Raw genomic sequence first — 20618 nt, 5'->3', positions numbered from 1 at the left:
TAAGTTTCTCTACAATCTGAAGCGCTCTGTTTAGAGCGCTTTTTTATATCACATCACCCGTTTAAACATCTTCTCCATTTCATAAGTGGAGTGATGAATGATGATCGGCCGGCCGTGCGGACAGGTGAATGGGTCCTTCGTTTGACGAAGTTCATCTAATAAGGCTTTGATTTCATCATCACGCAAATGACGATTTGCTTTGATTGACCCTTTGCAGCTCATCATAATCGCCGCTTCTTCTCTTAGTTTCTTGATATCAACACGTTTTTCATCAAGCACTTGCTCGATAATCTCTTCGATCAGTTCAGCCTCTTCACCTTTTGGAAACCACTGCGGATGCGACCGAACGATGTAGCTTCCTGAACCAAAGGGCTCTAAGAAGACCCCCACTTTCGCTAGAATATCCTTATGCTCTTCAATGATCAGCATATCGTTTTTAGAGTAGTGAAATGTTAAGGGGACGAGCATTTCTTGCACTTCCTGTTCGATCTCCCCCACTTTCTCACGATAATACTCATACTTGATTCGCTCTTGAGCCGCATGCTGGTCGATGATATAAAGCCCTCGTTCATTTTGAGCCAAAATATATGTGCCATGCATTTGCCCAATTGGATACATCACAGGGACGCGTTCGTTTTCAGGAATCGTTTCTGTCACATCTTCATGCAGTACCGTCTCTTCATATTCAAGTGAAGCGGCGGATTCCTCTAAATGAACACGCTCAGATGAGGCTTCTTCATAAAATACTGGTGATGATGCTTCCGTCTTCTCTTGTTTAGGTATTCCGTATGCTTCGGTATGACTTGTCTCATATACGATCGATTCGAGCGGCTCCGGCTGATAGGATAACGGTTTTTCTGCTGGGCTTGAGTTTCCTTGTTTCGCATCGAAGGTTAAGGATTGCTGCTCATTTTTCACAGCTGGCATTGGTGCTTTTTTTGGTACTGAAGCACTTGGAATGAGCTGCTGCTTTTGAAATACTTCCTTAATTCCTTGTTTAATCAGATCATGAAGTTCCTGTTCTTTACTTAGCCTCACTTCTAGCTTCGAAGGATGAACGTTCACATCCACTAGAATAGGATCCATCTTCATCTCAATAAATGTAATTGGATGACGGCCAATTGGAAGCAGCGTGTGATACCCTTCATGGATCGCTTTCACGAGCGGAAAATGTTTGACATATCGGCCGTTTACAACAGAAGACATATAATTCCGTGATGCCCTCGTCACTTCTGGTAAGGAAATATATCCTTTCACTTCAAAATCAAGTGATTGTACGTGAAGCGGCAGCATTTTTTTAGCCACAGCTGTCCCGTAAATGGCCGCAAGTACATGACGCACATCTCCGTTTCCATTCGTCTGTAGCAGGACTTTCCCTTGATGACGCAAACGGATCGATACTTCGGGATGAGCTAGCGCAATTCGATTGACAACATCCGATATATTACCAAGTTCCGTATGAACGGTTTTCATGTATTTTAGGCGGGCTGGCGTATTGTAAAATAAGTTGGTGACCACAATTTCGGTGCCGCGGCGGCCAGAGGTTTTTTTCTCTGAAATGATCTTCCCGCCTTGCAAAGCTAAGTGTGTCCCAGCTCCTTCGCCAGTACTTGTTTTCATTTCTAGGTGAGAGACGGATGCAATACTTGGCAGCGCCTCTCCCCTGAATCCGAGCGTTCTGACACGAAACAAATCATTTTCGTCTTTGATTTTACTTGTTGCATGGCGCTGGAAGGCGAGCTTACAATCTTCAGCATCGATTCCAACACCATTATCAATAATCCTGATAGAAGAAAGACCAGCTTCTTCTACATCGATTTCAATGACTGTACTTTTTGCATCGATCGCATTTTCCACAAGCTCCTTTACAACAGAAGCCGGACGCTCGACCACTTCACCTGCAGCAATTTTATTGGATAGGTCATCGGATAACTGAATAATCTTTGCCATTTCTGCTCACCTCACCTTACATTATAATTTCTTTTGCAATTCATACAGCTTCGTCATCGCTTCAAGCGGCGTCATATCCATTAGGTTGTAAGACTTTAATTCGTCTATGACCGCTTGATCCTTCTGTTTTAGCGCAGCTTTCGGCTGCGGTTTTTCTTCTACTTCAAAGAAAGATAGCTGCTGTTTTTCTTCAGCCTTTTCTGCTTTTGGTGCTGCAGATACGGTTGGGGTCACGTCATGTGATCCGCTCTCAAGCTCCGTTAAAATAGTCTGGGCTCTATTAATGATGGTATCAGGCAATTCCGCAAGCTGCGCTACATGAATACCATAGCTTTTATCAGCTGCACCTTCTTTGATTTGATGTAAGAAAACGACCGTGCCTTCATGCTCTTCAGCTCGCACATGAACATTTTTCAGCTCGCTTAATTGAGATTCAAGGACCGTGAGCTCATGGTAATGTGTAGAGAATAGGGTTTTAGCCCCAATATGATCATGAACAAATTCAATGATCGCCTGCGCAAGAGCCATTCCATCATAGGTGCTTGTCCCGCGTCCAATTTCATCAAATAAAATCAAGCTGTTTTTGGTTGCGTGCACCATCGCATTTTTTGCTTCGAGCATCTCTACCATAAAAGTACTTTGACCAGAAATCAAATCATCTGCTGCACCAATACGTGTAAAGATTTGATCGAAGATTGGAAGCGTCGCCTTTGACGCAGGCACGAAGCAGCCAATCTGCGCAAGAATCGAGATGAGCGCCATTTGTCTCATATACGTACTTTTCCCTGACATATTCGGTCCAGTGATGAGTAAGGTTTGTCTGCCTTTTCCCATATGGCAGTCATTCGGTACATATTCCTGGTGATCCAGCACTTTTTCAACGACTGGGTGACGGCCATCTTTGACATCCACGTCATCCTCTGAGAATTCCGGCCGGATATAACGGCGCTTTTCACTGACAGTCGCAAAGCATTGAAGCGCATCAAGCTCGCTCATTTGTTTTGCAAGCAGCTGTAATCTAGGAATATAGCCTTTTACTTGCTCCCTGAGAGCTGTAAATAGTTCATATTCCAATTCGTTAATATTTGATTCTGCTTCAAGAATCAGTGCTTCTTTTTCTTTTAATTCAGGTGTGATATACCGCTCTGCATTGGCAAGCGTTTGTTTTCTTTCGTAACGCCCTTCCTCCAGCAGATGTGTATTTGCGCGTGTCACTTCGATATAATAACCAAACACTTTATTAAACCCGACTTTTAAGGAGCGAATACCGGTATATTCTCTTTCCTGCTGTTCAAGACGTGCAATCCAGTCCTTTCCGTTTCGGCTGGCATCACGGTATTCATCTAATTTTGCATTGTAGCCATCTTTAATCAAATTGCCTTCTTTTATCGTCATCGGCGGATTTTCATGAAGTGCATCTTCTAATAAATCAAGGAGGTCACCACAAGGATCAATCTCATTCGCTCTTGATTTTGCCATTTCCTCTGGTAATGAATGAACGAGTTCTTTAATATCCGGTACTTGTTTTAAGGATTCTTTGAGCTGAATGAGATCACGGGCATTCACGTTGCCAAATGCCACACGGCCCGCTAAACGCTCAAGATCATATACTTGCTTTAATCGTTCGCGCAGATCCTCTCGCTCAAAGAAATGATCCATCAGGATTTGCACCATTTCCTGACGCTCATTAATTTGCGAAAGGCGAATGAGCGGCCGATCGATCCATTGCTTGAGCAGTCTGCCGCCCATCGCTGTTTTTGTTTCATCTAACAGCCATAATAAAGAGCCTTTTTTGCTTTTTGAACGAATCGTTTCTGTTAATTCTAGGTTTCGTTTTGAGTAAAGATCAATTTTCATCGTTTGTTCAAGCTCAAACACTTGAACTTTCTGAAGATGATCCAAGCTTCTTTTTTGCGTTCTTCTTAAATAGGCATATAGTGTTAAAAATGACGTTTTTAACTTTTCGTCTAGATGGGAAACGAGCCGCTCAGCTTCCTCTAATAATGCATCACTATCTTCGTATGAAATGGTCGCTTGGCAGCGTTCTTTAAGGGTTTTGACTGTTTCCTCATCCAGCTGCTTTGACACCACAATTTCTTTTGCACCGACAGAATAAATTTCTGATACGACTTCATCTAATCGATCGATGAAAGCCGCCATGTTTTCACCTGTTGATAAATCAGACAGCGCAAGACCGTACCCATTTTGAAAGCTGGTAACAGACGCAATAAAGTTGTTCTCGTTTTCACTTAATCCTTTACCATCCATGACGGTTCCTGGTGTAATCAGTTGAACGACTTCCCTTTTGACTACACCTTTTGCCATTTTAGGGTCTTCCACCTGCTCACAAATGGCGACCTTGTAGCCTTTTGAAATCAACTGTTCTATGTATGCAGAAGCAGAATGATAAGGAACGCCGCACATTGGAATTGTGCCGCCGTCTCTGCTTGTTAACGTAATTTCTAGTTCTTGCGCGGCTTCCTTTGCATCATCAAAAAACATCTCATAAAAATCGCCTAGGCGAAAAAATAAAAAGGCATCTTGATAATCTGCCTTGATCTTTAAATATTGCTGTATCATGGGCGTATAACTTGCCATATTTCTAATCCCTCACTATATTACTTTCGAATTCATACCATCTCCAATTATAGCATAAAAAATCACCTTTTTTCTCCTAGATCAGGCACAAAAAAACTAGGGGGATATGCGCCCTAGTCATTCCTTACTCTTCTGTCTCACCTGCTAGGAATTCTGGATGAATATCCTCTAATTCCTCATCCACTTCTTCTTCCCACTCGTGATCATCTTTTTCTTTCCAGCTTGAATTGACCTCTACGACAATTTTTGTTTCACCGACTACCTCAGCAATGAATTCACGCTCTGCCTGAACGATAATTTTATTGCCATTTGGAGAAATGGTCACTTCTAAGCAATTGGGCTGCTGCAATACTTTCGCAATTACTTCGTGCTCATCATCAAGGAAATTCTTATCTTTATATCTCAGTTTAATGATGTCTACATACTTCACACGCTCTGTGACGACTTCTGTTTTCGTGTTGTCGGCGTAAGAGTACCATACGTTAATATCAAATGTTCCTTCGATCTCAACGGTTTTACCGACCTTTTCAGCATCATACTTATGATTAATGATCCAACCACCTAGGATGCTGGTTGGTTTTTGCGATGGAGAAATGGTGTGTGTGCTTTGGGTGAATTTCCTCCCTTTTGCAACCACCGCTTTTGTAATAATTTCTCTGTATTCAGACATTCCGGCATGCCTCCTTGTTCTTGATCGTTTTATCTTATGCTGGGCATTCGTCTAGTGTGTCACGATTTTGAACTTCATGTTCAATTAAATTCATTTCTGTTTCAGTGTATGCATGGTCGCCCATAAACTTGCCTTGAAAATTGGAAAAGTTGGAGAGTGGGAGGTTTGGAGGTTGATTGGAATAGAAGGTTGTGGTTTAATGATGAAGTCACAGTCCCTTTAGGAGGGGCTATTTATAAAAATCAACATTCGGTTTTCTTTATATTTAAAATTAGATTTAAAAATAATAAAGAATATCATTAAAAATATATCCACCTTTTTTTAGTTTGTATTACGTGTTTTATGAAGAAATAAGGTAACCATAGAAAATAAAAAAGGGGCTGTGACATCAACAATTTGTTGATGTCACAGCCTATAAAATATAAATTACATATAAGGTGAAGTGAGTTTTTAGTGATCACAAAGATCTCACCTTTAATGAGGTATTATGCGGTTTTCTACTATTCCGTATTAATTTTCCTTAATATTAGATCGCAAGAAATCTCATCTATTTCTGTTATACATGACTTATAGCAACATTTAAGCGTTAATAAACCTATAATGCCAAGGGATTTTAAATACTAAACTACAAATTACAAATAAATAAGAGTACACAAACAAAAAACCCCGCATCTGCGGGGTTTTCTCATTTAATGGAGCAACTTGGTGATGAGTTTTTCACTTTTGAACCGGTTTCTCCTAATAAGAGATCACCGCCGGTTGAAAGAATGATTTCATCTGTTACTTGATTCGAAATTGTGTGCGCTACAAGCTGAAGCAGGGAATTGACTTCCATTTGTGATTCTTTGAATTCTTGAATCACTGGGATGTCATCCAGTTCTTCTTGCAGGGCATCGATTTTTTCTTCGACTTGCTTTAAGGCTTCATGTTTGCCGTAATGCTTTAAGTTCACAGCTTGTTTTTGAAGCGCCTTAATTTGATTAATAATCGTTGAAATTTTTGTATTTTCATTGATTTGCGCTTCTGCTTTTTTGAAGAAATCAACTTCTTCAGTTTCAGAAATCATTTTAGCGAGCTCTCTTGCACGCTCGACAATCTCTTTCTTTGAATAAAGTGTCATTTTAATTCACCTCGATAGCTTCTCCAACCATTTCTCCGTCAAGAGACCAAGTTTTGGCTTGTGTGATTTTCACTTTGACGATGTTGCCAATCGCTTCTTTTGGTGCTTTAAAATTCACAAGCTTGCTTTTACTTGTATATCCGGCTAGGATCTCAGGGTTGTTTTTACTTTCACCCTCTACTAATACTTCGACAATCTGCCCTTCATATTCCTTCATTTTTTTCGCAGAAATTTCATTCACAAGTGCATTTAGGCGCTGCAGACGTTCTTTTTTCACACGCATTGGCACGTTGTCTTTCATTTTCGCTGCAGGCGTTCCTTCTCTTGGAGAATAAATGAATGTATAAGCAGCATCAAACTCAACCTCGCGATAGAGGGAAAGTGTTTCTTCAAACTGCTCATCTGTTTCATTTGGGAATCCAACAATAATGTCCGTTGTTAATGAAGCATTCGGCATAGCTTCTTTGATTTTGCGCACAAGATCAAGGTAACGCTCACGGTCATATTTTCTCGCCATAAGTTTCAGCACAGAAGAACTTCCGGATTGAACTGGCAGGTGAATATGATCGAGAAGATTTCCGCCCTTGGCTAAGACTTCAATTAAGTGATCATCAAAATCACGCGGGTGACTTGTTGTAAAACGGATACGCGGAATATCAATTTTTCGCAGCTCATCCATCAGGTGGCCAAGACCATATTCCATATCTTCAAAATCTTTTCCATATGCATTCACGTTTTGACCAAGAAGGGTAATTTCCTTATATCCTTCTGCTGCTAAACGTCTGACCTCTTGAATAATTTCATCTGGGCGGCGGCTTCTTTCCTTGCCGCGCGTGTAAGGCACGATACAGTATGTACAGAATTTATCACAACCGTACATAATGTTCACCCAGCCCTTGATTTTACCTTGGCGGGCTCTTGGAAGGTTCTCAATCACGTCGCCTTCTTTTGACCAAACCTCAATGACCATTTCTTTTGAAAGGTAGCATTCAGATAACAGCTCTGGCAGGCGGTGAATGTTGTGCGTGCCGAAAATCAAGTCAACAAACGGGTGTTTCTTCAAAATACGGCTCACGACAGATTCTTCTTGTGACATACATCCGCAGACACCTAAAATTAAATCTGGCTTTTCACGTTTTAATGCTTTTAAATGTCCAAGCTCTCCAAACACTTTATTTTCTGCATTTTCACGAATAGCACAAGTGTTTAATAAGATGACATTTGCATCTTCCGTTGAGTTTGTTGGTTCATAGCCAAGCGCCATAAAAATACCAGCCATCACTTCTGTGTCATGCTCATTCATTTGACAGCCATATGTGCGAATATAAAACTTGCGGCCGTTTCCTAACCCTTGAAACTGCTCGTCAATTTGAAATTGATTGTATTCGACTTCTTCTTTACCCCGTTTTTTTGCATCTTTTAAGGAAGGCGGAATGTACACAGCTTCAAAATATTTGCTGTAGTCCTTCTCGGATTTTTTGTCCGATGAACTTACTTGTCCGCTCGCTTTTCTCTGCTCTTCATTCATGAATTTGTACTCCTTTCAAACCAAGTTCCACCCTACAGTATAGACTATTTTGTGATGAATTGAAAATAAATCATATACGGTTCTTCTATGAAAATTACCTATTAGTCATAACCATTTTTCACAAAAAGAAAAAAGAGAGCCTGCGCTCTCTCAATCAAGTATGTTTAGTTTTTTTGCTTCTTCTTCAATGATTGTCAGTGCCCGGTCTAGTTCTTCTTTTGTGTGCTCGGCTGTGATGATGGCTCTAATTCTTGCCTTGCCTTTTGCTACAGTTGGGAAGGCGATGCCTTGGGCAAACACGCCTCGTTCTATTAAAGCCTTTGAGAAACGAAAAGTAAGTGCTTCGTCTCCAATCATGATTGGGATAATCGGTGTCTCTGTTCGGGCGACTTGAAATCCAAGGCTGATGACTTTTTCTTTAAAATAAGCGGCGTTCTCCCAAAGTGTATCGATTCGCTCCGGTTCATCTAACAGCACTTCAATCGCTTCTTCACACGCTCTAGTCACAGCTGGCGGATGAGAGGTGCTGAATAAAAACGGTCTTGCTTTATGCTTTAAATAATCAATTAAAACCGCTGAACCAGCCACATAGCCGCCGAGCACTCCGACAGCCTTACTAAGTGTCCCGACCTGAATGTGCACTCTGCCGTCGAGTTTAAAATGGTTGACCGTTCCGCGGCCATTCTCACCAAGCACGCCCGAGGCATGCGCATCGTCTACCATCACAAATGCATCATATGCTTCTGCGAGTCTGACGATCTCAGGAAGTGGCGCGATATCTCCATCCATCGAGAACACACCGTCTGTAACGATGAGGCGGACGCGGTAATTCATCGATTTTTTCAAAATCTTCTCCAGCTCTTCCATATTGGAATGACTGTATACCTTTTTATCTGCTTTTGTTAATCGGATGCCATCAATAATTGAGGCATGATTCAGTTCATCTGAAATGACAATATCATCTTTTGTCAAGATACTGGATAAGACCCCTTGATTGGTCGTAAAGCCTGATTGGAACACAAGTGCTGCTTCTGTCTTTTTAAATGCAGCAAGCTTTTTTTCAAGACGTTCATGCATCGTCATTGTGCCGGCGATGGTACGTACAGATCCTGTACCCGCACCGAATTCATCGATTGCCTCTTTTGCTGCTTTCATCAGCCTTGGGTGTGAGGTGAGCCCTAAGTAGTTATTTGAGGAGAGTTGTATGACAGATTGTTCATTTAATGTAACAGTGGATGATTGTTTTGAGTCGATCTCTTTCAAAATTTGATGGGTGCCTTGCTGCTTCATTGTTTCCAATTCATCTTGTAAATACGTGAATTCTTTCATCATTTCTTCCCCCTTTGATATGATGGCATCATCAGTACGACTTTTCCGCACGTACCGCTCTGCATAAGTTCAAATCCCTTTTGGAACTCTTCAAATGGCAGTGTATGAGTGACAACTGGCTTTACATCAATGGTATTCGTTCTTAATAGCTCAGATACTTGACGCCACGTCTCAAACATTTTTCTCCCCGTGATCCCTTGCACGGTTAATCCCCTAAAAACAATTTGATTCGTAATATCAATTGTCACTGGTCGTTCTGGCAAGCTTAGTATATTGACTTTTCCTCCATTTGCACAAGCTTCAAGTGCTTGATTAATGGCAGCTGGATGACCTGACATCTCACATATCACGTCTGCCCCTTCCATCCGCGTGAGCTGCTTAATCATGACGACTGGATCATCTTTTCCAATATCCACGATATGATCTGCACCCATTTTTCGGGCAAGATCGAGCCTGTATTCATTTTTATCAACAGCGAACACTTGAACAGCTCCGGAGGCTTTTGCAACAGCGATTGCCATTAAACCGATTGGTCCGCAGCCAAAAATCGCCACTGATTTACCTGAAACAGGTGTGTGCATTACAGTATGAACAGCATTTCCTAGCGGCTCTTGTATAGAGGCAAGCTCAACCGGCATTTGAGCTGTATTGTGCCACACATTTTGTTCAGGTACTTTGACATATTCAGCAAAACAGCCATCAATGTCTACCCCTAAAATTTTCGTTTCACTGCACAAATGCTGCTGCCCTGTTAAGCACATATAACATTGATTACATACAACATGCGTCTCAGCCGATACAAAGTCCCCTACCTTTGCTCGTGAGACTTGCTTCCCCACTTTAACAACTTCCCCTGTAAATTCATGTCCAAAAATGTAGGGCGCTTTGACTCTTCCCTTAGCCCAGTCATCCCAATTATAAATATGCACGTCTGTTCCGCATATCGAAGTGGCTTTCACTTGGATTAAAACTTCATGATCTTTGATTTCTGGAATCGGCATCTCCATCATCACCGCTCCGTAAGCGCTTTCTTTTTTAACAATTGCTTTCATCGTTCCACACATGACGTACAACCCCTTTGTTAAAAAACTTCTCCCAATCAGATTTTAACACGACTTATTTTAGCCGTAAATACCACTGTCTACTGGAAAAAGACAAATGAACACCCCGCATATTTTTTTGGATATTTTTCGAAAAAAAAAGCAAATCTCCTTTCGAGCGGAGATTTGCTTTCATCGTCAGCGTTTCTTTGAAACGGCAACATATAGGGCTGGCACAATGAATAATGTCAGTATTGTTGAGAAAAAGACACCCGATACAATGCAGATGGCCAGCGGCTTAAAGAGTGGATCATGACTGAATGCAACAGGCATTAATGCAACTAATGCCGTAAATGCTGTTAAAAGTATCGGTCTAATCCTTGCTCTTCCCGCTTCAATGACAGCTGTCTGTTGATCAAACCCTTGCTTGCGACGCTGTTCAATAAATTCAAATAAGACGACCGCATTTCGAACAACAATACCAGCCAATGAGACAATTCCCATTGTTGCCATAAAGCTGAATGGCGTTTGTGTGACAAACAGTCCGATAATGGCTCCTGATACGGCTAAGTAAACCGTTCCTAGAACTAACAGCGGAAGCATCAATGAATTGAATTGGAATGCGATGGTCACGTAAATGAGCAGCAAGACAACCACAAATAAGAGACTAATTTCAATAAAGAACCGGGTCTGATTTTCATTTTCTCCACCTTGTGAAATGTCCAAATCCTTCGCTGCCGCGCTTTTCCCCACTTGATTGACGACTTCTTTCATATCGTCTTTAAACGAATCTGATGCGCCGGGATACGCCTTTAGCGTAATAGTTGGAACTCCATTTTCATGTGGAATGCTTTCATACTGCTCTGTTTCTTTTTCTGTTACATATCGGCTAAGCGGCTCAAGTTGAGGCATACCACCCTCGTTTGTCTTCACAGGCACTTTCAATTCTTTTAGCTTTAAACCATTTTGATGTGTGCCTATATCCTGTTTCACCACTAAATCGATATCATTTGTTCCTTGTTTAAAGGTACCTAATGGAATCCCTTCTGTCACAAGCCCAAGCTGTCTGCTGACAAATTGAGCACTGAGCCCATCCTCTGCCATTCGCTCACGGTTTAATTCAAAGGAGATCGTTTTCACCGGCTTATTGACATCATCCGTAATCAAGCTTGCTCCTTTGTCTTTCATTTCATTTGTTAGCGTTTCTTTGACATCAATGAGCTTTGTAAAAGAGTCACCTGCAACTGTTACTGTCACTGGCGCTCCAGTTGGCGGTCCTTGAACAATGGTTTTCATAAAGAGATCAGCCTCTTTGAATTTCTCTCGTAAAGGCTCGGTCATACGATCTATCAATGCCTTACTTGTCATCTGATCATTGTCTACTCTTACAACAATCTGACCTGTGTGGTCACTTGCATTTGAAATACTTTCATTAAACAGATTCGGCACCCCGCCGCCTGCAAAAATCGCCGTTTCTTCAATGCCTTTTTGCTGCTTAATTTCTTGTTCTATTCTTTTTAGTGTTTCATTTGTTTTGTCTAATGTTGTTTCACTTGGAAGCGTGACAGTGACGACCACTTCTTTCTTATTCGCCGCAGGGAAAAATTCAAATGGTGTGACGAAAATAAGTAAAAAAGCAAGCGTTGCAACAAGCAAGCCACTTAGTCCAATAACGAGCGGCCGCTTCACAATGTTTTTCAGCACACGGTCTGCATAGAAATCCGCCAGCCTTTTTAATGGTTTTCCTAGGAATCCAGGCTCTTTTTCACTCTTCTTGTTCTTTCTTTTCCTGTTCACAGTATATTGATAGACCGGCACAAGTGTCAGCGAAATCACCATGGACGCAAGCACAGTCGTTACTAGAACAGACGGTAATGCCCGAATAAATGAACCGTTGGCACCTGATAGGAAAACAAGCGGCAGGAAGGCAAACACAACAGCAAGTGTTGATGTCAAAATAGACCCTGCGACTTCTTTTACGCCAGCAATTGTTCCTTTAAGCGGACTTTCGTATTTTTTCATTTGTCTTAAAATATTATCATTGACGACAATCGCATCATCGACAAGTATCCCTAAGGCAATGATAAAGCCGATGATTGAAATTTGATTGAGATCCACTTGTAAAAATGGCAGCGGAATGGTTCCAATTGTAATGGATAGCGGAATGGCGAGTGAAACGATAAACGCCCCGCCAATCGTGAGTCCAAGTGTGGTAACAATTATGACCGCAATGACCGCAACAATGGCTTCTTTTATTAAATCATTGAAAATGGTATCCACTTCACTTTTTTGTGAATAGTAGTTTACCCACTCCACCCCATTTGGCAGCTGCTTTTCTTTCTCAATGACATCACTGACTTTGTCATACATTTTAGGAATATCAAGCCCTGGTTTCATATTCACAGTAAATGAATAAGCGGGCTTTCCGTTATACGACACAATATCACTTTTCTGTTTTTCTACTTCTTTTAAACTGCCAAGCTGACTAATTGTGACCGGCTCTCTTTTCGTTTTTGAGAAAAGCTCAATTTTTTTAACTTGATCTAAGCGGTCATATGTATCGATGGACAGCTTCACCTTCTCTTTGCCTGCCCGAATATCGCCTAGTGGAGATGTGTCAAATTCCTGATTGATGGCATTTGTGACATCAGTTACATTGAGCCCTTCACCCTCCAGCTTGTTTGAATCTAAGTTTAATATCGCTTGTTTGTCATTGAAGCCTTTGATAACGACACTGTCTACCCCTTTGATGTCCTCTACTTTTTCCTTCAATGCACGCAACGATTGCTGACTTTTTGCTAAGTCCGATGATTCACTCGACACAATCATATAAGAGCCAACCGGCACGCTGCCGAATTCATCCTTTACTTCCGGCTCCTTCACCCCGTCAGGAAAAGACGACGCAGCACTTGTGGTTTCATTCTTAATTTGACTTGCCACCTTTTGAAAGTCGGCTTGGTCCTCAATTTCAAGCACAATATTTGAGAAACCAATGGCAGAAACCGAGCTCGTTTTCTCTACACCGTTGATATCAGATAGGGCTGATTCCAGCTTATTGGTGACATCTCTTTCCACCTGTTTTGCATCTGCACCAGGAAAAACGGTAGAAATCGTGACGAGATTCGCCTCGAATTCTGGCAGTTCTCGTTTAGGAAGCTGCGCGAATAAATAGCCGCCAGCAAAGAGAACGATAAAAAATAAAATAAAAACAAGCTTTCCTCTTTTCAAAAAAGCTTCGAACATTATTTCACCTACTTAAACATTTATTTTTAATGAAGTAAATTCAACTTAATCTTAATTTATCATCATGGTGAAAAAATGCAAGCTCTAATATGTCATTTTTATCTATTTCACGAACTGAATATGTTATATAAGAAATGTATAGCGGTAAACAAAAACAACCTGCTTACATGATGTAAGCAGGTTGAAAATAATAAAATTAGAATTATCGTGGTTCAACAATCAATTTGATGGCTGTTCTTTCTTCTCCATCGATCAGAATGTCAGTAAAGGCTGGAATGCATATCAAATCCACTCCGCTTGGCGCGACAAATCCCCTTGCAATGGCGACAGCCTTAACCGCCTGATTCAGTGCTCCAGCGCCGATTGCTTGTATTTCCGCTGCACCGCGTTCACGTAAAACGCCGGCTAATGCTCCTGCTACTGAATTCGGATTTGACTTTGCTGAAACTTTTAAAATTTCCATTTCTGCTCCCCCTTAAATTTACAATGGATAAGTGAGTGTTCATTAGAACAATCTTTGTTAGATGATGCTATTTTTTTGAAAATCCATCCCCAAAATGTTTTTCAAAAATAGCAGGCTACCTACCATTTTTACTATATTCACGATAGAGGGCGCATATTCCTTCTTTCTGATTAATATTTTTCTGAAATAAATATGTGAACATTTATTCAAAGAAAATATGGTCATCATTTATCAAAATTCGATCAATTTTGACAGCTTTTTTCGACTGTTCGTCAATTTCTACGATTACTGCACTTAACGTCGTGCGGCCTTCTGCAATTTCAAACCGGACTGGGAGACTTGTTTTGAATCGTTTAATGATCGTTTCTCGGTCAACACCTAAAATGCCATCATAAGGTCCTGTCATCCCGACATCTGAAATATACGCAGTTCCTTTTGGCAATACGCGGTTATCTGCTGTTTGAACATGTGTATGCGTTCCAACAACACATGATGCACGGCCGTCTGTATACCAGCCCATCGCCTGCTTTTCACTTGTGGCTTCACCATGAAAATCAATAAATATAAACGGTGTCCGTTTGGATGCTTCCGCAATTAATTCATCTACTTTTTGAAATGGGCAGTCAATTGGCGGTAAAAACGTACGTCCTTGCAGGTTGATGACAGCCAATTCTTTTCCTTGTTTTTCAATAAACGTGAGACCTTTTCCAGGTGTGCCTTCTGGGAAGTTAGCAGGTCGCACCATATTAGCTGCATCATCGATGAAATCGAAAATGTCTCTTTTATCCCATGTATGGTTGCCCATTGTGAGCACATCAGCTCCTGCTTGCAGCAGCTCATGATAGATTTTTTCAGTTAGACCTTTCCCGTGAGCAGCATTTTCTCCGTTGACAATGGTAAAGTGCGGCTGATATTTTTTCTTCAGCTTTGGCAAGTATTCTTTCAGTGTGTCTCTGCCAGGTGAACCGACAATATCTCCAACAAATAATATTTTCATGCGCTTTTGAACCCTTTCTCTTTTAAATTGATCTTCTTATCAGTGTTGCATATTTACACAAAAAAATAAAGCGGCGCTAAGCGCACCGCTCTATTTTGCATACTCTACTGCGCGAGTTTCTCGAATGACTGTCACTTTAATGTGACCAGGGTAATCGAGCTCGTCCTCAATTCGCTTACGAATATCCCTTGCTAGACGGTGAGCTTCAAGATCATTAATTGAATCTGGCTTCACCATAATACGTACTTCACGTCCAGCCTGTATCGCAAACGATTTTTCAACACCTTCATAAGATTCAGAGATATCTTCTAATTTTTCAAGTCTCCGAATGTAATTTTCAAGCGTCTCACTTCTTGCACCAGGGCGTGCTGCTGATAATGCATCAGCTGCCGCAACAAGAACAGCGATAATAGATGTCGGTTCTTGGTCACCGTGGTGAGAGGCAATACTGTTGATGACAACAGGATGCTCTTTATATTTCGTCGCAAGCTCAACGCCAATTTCTACGTGGCTTCCTTCTACTTCGTGATCAATGGCTTTTCCAATGTCATGCAGAAGACCTGCTCGTTTTGCAAGCTTTGCATCTTCTCCAAGCTCTGAAGCCATGAGACCTGCAAGATGTGCAACCTCAATTGAATGCTTCAGGACATTTTGTCCATAACTTGTACGGAATTTTAAGCGGCCGAGAATTTTGATCAGATCCGGATGCAGACCGTGAACTCCGACTTCGAATGTCGTTTGCTCACCCATCTCGCGGATATAATCATCGACTTCACGGCGTGATTTTTCCACCATTTCTTCAATTCGTGCAGGATGAATGCGGCCATCCTGGACTAGCTTGTCCAGAGCTATCCTCGCTGTTTCACGTCTAATCGGATCAAAGCCCGATAGTATAACAGCTTCAGGTGTATCATCTATGATCAAGTCAATACCTGTTAACGTTTCTAACGTACGGATATTTCGTCCTTCACGTCCGATAATACGACCTTTCATCTCATCATTTGGAAGATTGACTACAGATACCGTTGTTTCAGCCACATGATCAGCTGCACAACGCTGTAACGCAAGTGAAAGAATATTTTTCGCCTTTTTGTCAGCCTCTTCTTTCGCTCGGTTTTCAGATTCTTTCGTCATGACTGCAATGTCGTGGGAAAGCTCATTTTCAACTTGATCCAGAATGATTTGTTTCGCTTCATCTCGAGTTAGACTTGAAATACGTTCCAACTCGGCTTTCTGCAAACGAATCATATCATCCACTTTGCTTTCCATCTCTTCAATATGTTGTTGTCGTTCATTCAGAGAATGATCTCTCTTCTCCAACAGGGACTCCCGTTTATCTAAAGATTCGTCTTTGCGATCAAGATTTTCCTCTTTTTGAAGTAAACGGTTTTCTTGTCTTTGAAGCTCATTTCGTCTTTCACGAACTTCTTGCTCCGCCTCTACACGAAACGAATGAATTTCATCTTTCGCTTCCAAGAGCGCTTCTTTCTTCAATGCTTCCGCATCACGCTTTGCATCCTCAACAATTTGTTCGGCCATGTTTCTTGCGCCGGATATTTTTGCTTCTGCAATGGTTTTACGAACAAAGTAGCCAACAACTAAACAGATTAGGCTCAGCAAAATGGAGATGATCGTAAACATCGTAGGCGACATATTTTCACCTCCTCTTGCTATGAACTTGGTTTTACAAATAAAGTGTCGGCATGTACATTGTTTTGTGTCTCAACATACAGGGCCTTCACAGGGAATGAGATCCTCACTGCCCTTGTCAAGTTTAAATTAGTTATCAATCATGTTAAGAAAAACAAGTGATACATTCCCATTGTAATTGTGTCGGAAATACTTGTCAAGCTAGCTATCTTAGCGTTTGCAAAAGCAGATCAGAATTATTCTTGATTCAGCAGCTGATATACTTTATTGTTCACTTGGCCCAGTTTAGTGTTATTTTGTATATTTGAGAACAAAACAACGATGGTTTGCCCAGATTTGCTAAAGCTGTTCAAAATGTTGAAGCCCGGCATGACACCATGGTTTGAATAGCTACCGGGAGCAACATAAAATCCCATTCCGTATGTGGAGCTGCTTCCTGGCGTAAACATCTTTTTATAGCTCTTCTGTGAATACAGTTTGCCGTCTATCAGGGCTTGGTCAAATTTGTACATATCTATAGCACTCATATAAATATCTCCAGCACCGTAAAGCTGAGATATGTCGGGCATATACGGTGTAACCGCTTTGCTGCCTTTCAACTTATACCCGACAGCAGGATAAGGTTCTTTTTCATATGTTTTGTAAAAGCCTGCATGCGTCATTCCCGCCGGTTTAAAAATATGATTCGTTATATATTGTTCATAGGACTCACCGCTTACTTCAGCCACAATATAAGCAAGAACAGAATAGTTGGAATCCTTGTAGCCCCATACGCCCGGCTGCCGATGAATTCCCTGACGTTCTATGTCTTTTATTAATTCGTCCGGAGTAATTGCGCCATTTCCTTCAATATGTCCGTTTATTCCCGATGTATGTGTCAGCAGATTTTTCAAAGTAATCGTTTGTCCGTTAGGGAAATGAGGTAAATACGTGCTTACCGGATCACTTGTCTGAAGTTTCCCCTTTTCCTCAAGCTGCAAAATAGCGGTTGCAATCAGCGCTTTTTGTGACGAACCGACATAAAAAGATGTTAATGGATTATTTTGAATTTTTCGTTTACGGTCTGCATAACCAAAACCTTTATTTGTTACAATTTCTCCATTTCTAACAATCATGGCTGTTCCGCTGAAACCGATCTCATTTAAATAACTGCTGATTTTGTGATTGCGGTCCACTGTTTTGATTTGTTTCTCTGATATTTTGGCGGTTTTCCTTTTAACTTCTTTTTTCTGGCTATTTTCTAAAGCTACTGCAGTTTTTTGAAACGGGTTGTTCTTTTCACTAGTTCGATGAAGCACATTCCACATCGTTAAGCAAATCATCGCGGCTAAAAAAACAAGCACAAGTTTTCCCCTCTGACTTGGTTTTCTCCCTCTGCGTTTGGCAGTTCTTCTGCGGGTCGGGCTTGTCATTATTTTTTCCTCCCAAAATAAATTCCATTTTGTACACTTTAGACGGATGAAGTACTGAAAAAGTTGTCGAAAGTTTTTTGCAAAATAAAAAAGGCTGAGTTTTTTCACCCAGCCTTTTTTATCATTTCATACTAATTTTATTTTTATTCTAATTCTAATTGTTCTAGTGCCTCTTCAGATTCCTGCTGCGTTACTCCGTTAGTATCCAAGCCGTAATGTTCGCGAATTTGCTCCTGGATCATCAGCATGATATCTTTATTTTCTTTTAGGAACTGTTTCGCATTTTCACGGCCTTGTCCAAGACGTTCCTCTTGGTAAGAATACCAAGCACCGCTCTTTTGTACGATATCTAGCTCGCTTCCAAGGTCGATGATTTCTCCCTCTTTTGAGATCCCTTCACCGTACATAATGTCTACTTCGGCAATACGGAATGGCGGTGCTACTTTGTTTTTGACCACTTTAATTCTCGTTTTATTCCCCATAATGTCATTGCCTTGTTTCAGCTGTTCAGCACGGCGCACTTCTAAACGAACAGACGAATAGAACTTCAGCGCACGTCCACCTGGCGTTGTTTCAGGGTTACCGAACATGACCCCAACTTTTTCACGAATTTGGTTAATAAAGATGGCAATTGTTTTTGATTTATTGATAGCACCTGATAGTTTACGAAGTGCTTGGGACATCAAACGTGCTTGAAGACCAACGTGTGAATCACCCATATCTCCTTCAATCTCTGCTTTTGGTACAAGAGCAGCTACAGAGTCAATCACAACAATATCAACTGCCCCGCTGCGGACAAGAGCTTCTGCAATTTCAAGTGCTTGCTCTCCTGTATCCGGCTGAGAAAGTAACAATTCATCAATGTTGACACCTAGTTTTTGAGCGTAAACTGGATCGAGTGCATGCTCTGCATCAATAAATGCAGCTTGTCCTCCCTGCTGCTGAACTTCAGCAATGGCATGAAGGGCTACTGTCGTTTTACCAGAACTCTCTGGACCATATACTTCGATAATACGGCCGCGGGGATATCCGCCTATTCCAAGCGCAGTATCAAGTGCTAACGAACCACTAGGTACTGTTGAAATACGTGTATCTGTTTGCTCTCCTAGTTTCATAATAGAGCCTTTACCAAACTGTTTTTCTATTTGTTTAAGAGCCATATCTAAGGCTGCTTGACGATCACTCATTCTATTGTTTCCTCCTTTATCAATTCCACTATCTATACTATACCTTGTTTTACGTCATTTGCCAAGAAAAAAACGAACACATATTCGATTTTTTCTCGGCAGATTTTTTAAGAAAAGAGTGTTTTCTATTAGAAAAAACGCTCTTTTATAAAGGAGTAAACCTAACAAAAAACAAAATTAACTCTCTTTTAATAAGTTGAGTAAGTGATGCAGACCATATTTCACAGCGCGCTTTCGAATGCCCGACCGGCTACCTGTAAACATCCATTCAAACACGTCCGTCTGGTCTTTCGTAGATAGTCCAATGAACACTTTTCCAACAGGCTGACCCTCTTGGGTATCAGGTCCTGCCACACCCGTAAAGCTAATGCCAATATCACTTCCGGTCAGCTTTCTAACCCCTTCAGCAAGCTCTAAAGCACACTCTTTGCTGACAGCACCATGAGAAGACAGTGTTTCTTCCCGGCAGCCAAGTACCTGCTGCTTGACTTGGTTTGTATAACAAACCACACTTCCGTTCAAAATGGATGATGCTCCTTCGAGATCTGTCAGCCATTCGGAGAACATTCCGCCAGTCAGGCTTTCTGCTGCTGCTACTGTTTTCCCGTGCTCGTGCAAGGCTTTGGACGCTTCGCGGACAAGTGATGTATCCCCATATCCGTAGAAGTACTCTCCTACCCGCGCTAAAATTTGCGCTTCTGTTTCTTTTAACAGACGCTCTGTTTCTTTTTCATCCTCATGCTTAGCAGTCAGCCTTAGCGTCACTTCACCGTCAGATGCGAGTGGTGCAATCGTCGGGTTGGTTTGAGCATCAATTAAATCTTCTAGGTCTGTTTCAAGCTGCGATTCACCGATTCCGAAGAAGCGCAGAACAACAGACACGATCTTTTCCTTTAAGCCAAGCTTCTCAGAAATCAGCGGCTTTGCCTCGTTTTCAAACATCGGGTGCAATTCACTTGGCGGTCCAGGAAGAAGCATATAAAACGTATCGTCTTCTTGAATAAACATACCCGGGGCCATCCCGAAACGGTTCACGAGCACATCAGATCCTTCTAGAACGAGTGCCTGCTTACGGTTGTTCGGTGACATAACGCGGCCGGTCTTTCGAAAGTAGTCTTGAATCGATTCAAATGCTTCTTCATTTAGTACAAGCTCTTTCCCGAGCGTGCTCGCAATGGTTTCTTTTGTTAAGTCATCTTTGGTTGGTCCAAGACCACCCGAGAAGATAATAAAATTAGATCTTTCCTGCGCCACCTGAATGGCCTGTTTTAAACGCTCTGGATTGTCACCAACTGCTGTGTGGTAATAAACATTCACACCAATTTCAGCTAGTTGTTTGCTGATGAATTGTGCATTCGTATTCGTAATTTGCCCTAGCAATAGTTCGGAACCGACTGCAATAATTTCTGCTTTTCTCTCTGACTTCAAAGC

The 20618-nt window shown here is 41.5% G+C and carries 14 protein-coding genes; all 14 read right to left on the bottom strand.

Going from position 1 to position 20618, the window contains the following annotated elements; all coding sequences use genetic code 11:
- Positions 1-48 precede the first annotated feature (48 nt).
- The 14 genes from mutL to AWT60_RS06870 all read right to left on the bottom strand — a co-directional run bounded on the left by mutL (position 49) and on the right by AWT60_RS06870 (position 20615).
- Positions 49-1950: a DNA mismatch repair endonuclease MutL gene (mutL, locus tag AWT60_RS06935; RefSeq protein ID WP_218677077.1), complete on the bottom strand. Its 1902-nt coding sequence runs from the start codon at positions 1948-1950 to the stop codon at positions 49-51.
- Between the two features lie 21 nt (positions 1951-1971).
- Positions 1972-4548: a DNA mismatch repair protein MutS gene (gene mutS / locus AWT60_RS06930; protein WP_218677076.1), complete on the bottom strand. Its 2577-nt coding sequence runs from the start codon at positions 4546-4548 to the stop codon at positions 1972-1974.
- A gap of 124 nt (positions 4549-4672) precedes the next feature.
- Positions 4673-5218: an outer spore coat protein CotE gene (gene cotE / locus AWT60_RS06925; RefSeq protein ID WP_056766518.1), complete on the bottom strand. Its 546-nt coding sequence runs from the start codon at positions 5216-5218 to the stop codon at positions 4673-4675.
- A gap of 685 nt (positions 5219-5903) precedes the next feature.
- Positions 5904-6338 carry a regulatory iron-sulfur-containing complex subunit RicA gene (gene ricA / locus AWT60_RS06920; protein WP_008358013.1) on the bottom strand — a complete coding sequence of 145 codons (435 nt, stop codon included), beginning with the start codon at positions 6336-6338 and terminating at the stop codon, positions 5904-5906.
- 1 nt (position 6339) lies between these two features.
- Positions 6340-7866, bottom strand: coding sequence for a tRNA (N6-isopentenyl adenosine(37)-C2)-methylthiotransferase MiaB (gene miaB, locus AWT60_RS06915; protein ID WP_034281907.1), 1527 nt, complete (start codon positions 7864-7866; stop codon positions 6340-6342).
- Between the two features lie 150 nt (positions 7867-8016).
- Complete coding sequence (locus AWT60_RS06910) at positions 8017-9198, bottom strand: glycine C-acetyltransferase (RefSeq protein WP_139336368.1); 1182 nt, start codon at positions 9196-9198, stop codon at positions 8017-8019.
- On the bottom strand, positions 9195-10259 hold the full coding sequence (gene tdh / locus AWT60_RS06905; RefSeq protein ID WP_076839603.1) for an L-threonine 3-dehydrogenase: 1065 nt from the start codon (positions 10257-10259) through the stop codon (positions 9195-9197). Before tdh ends, AWT60_RS06910 begins: the two co-directional genes overlap by 4 nt.
- A gap of 174 nt (positions 10260-10433) precedes the next feature.
- Positions 10434-13478 (bottom strand): efflux RND transporter permease subunit, encoded by a 3045-nt coding sequence (locus AWT60_RS06900; protein ID WP_218677075.1) that lies wholly within the window; start codon positions 13476-13478, stop codon positions 10434-10436.
- A 202-nt stretch (positions 13479-13680) separates the two neighbouring features.
- Positions 13681-13941 carry a stage V sporulation protein SpoVS gene (gene spoVS / locus AWT60_RS06895; RefSeq protein ID WP_003211281.1) on the bottom strand — a complete coding sequence of 87 codons (261 nt, stop codon included), beginning with the start codon at positions 13939-13941 and terminating at the stop codon, positions 13681-13683.
- A gap of 202 nt (positions 13942-14143) precedes the next feature.
- Positions 14144-14938 (bottom strand): TIGR00282 family metallophosphoesterase, encoded by a 795-nt coding sequence (locus tag AWT60_RS06890; protein ID WP_218677074.1) that lies wholly within the window; start codon positions 14936-14938, stop codon positions 14144-14146.
- A 90-nt stretch (positions 14939-15028) separates the two neighbouring features.
- Entirely contained in the window at positions 15029-16591 is a 1563-nt protein-coding gene (gene rny, locus AWT60_RS06885; RefSeq protein WP_003211958.1) for a ribonuclease Y, read from the bottom strand.
- Between the two features lie 233 nt (positions 16592-16824).
- On the bottom strand, positions 16825-18000 hold the full coding sequence (locus AWT60_RS06880) for a serine hydrolase domain-containing protein (protein ID WP_218677073.1): 1176 nt from the start codon (positions 17998-18000) through the stop codon (positions 16825-16827).
- 143 nt (positions 18001-18143) lie between these two features.
- Positions 18144-19187 carry a recombinase RecA gene (recA, locus tag AWT60_RS06875; RefSeq protein WP_039178719.1) on the bottom strand — a complete coding sequence of 348 codons (1044 nt, stop codon included), beginning with the start codon at positions 19185-19187 and terminating at the stop codon, positions 18144-18146.
- Positions 19188-19364: 177 nt separating this feature from the next.
- A complete protein-coding gene (locus AWT60_RS06870; protein WP_056766509.1) occupies positions 19365-20615 on the bottom strand; it encodes a competence/damage-inducible protein A in 1251 nt (416 codons plus the stop codon).
- Between the last annotated feature and the right edge of the window lie 3 nt (positions 20616-20618).

This window comes from Bacillus sp. F2HM, from assembly GCF_019266135.1.
Classification (GTDB): Bacteria; Bacillota; Bacilli; order Bacillales; family Bacillaceae; genus Bacillus; species Bacillus safensis.
Note: the sequence above shows the minus strand (reverse complement) of the source record. Positions and strands in the feature narration are given on the sequence as shown.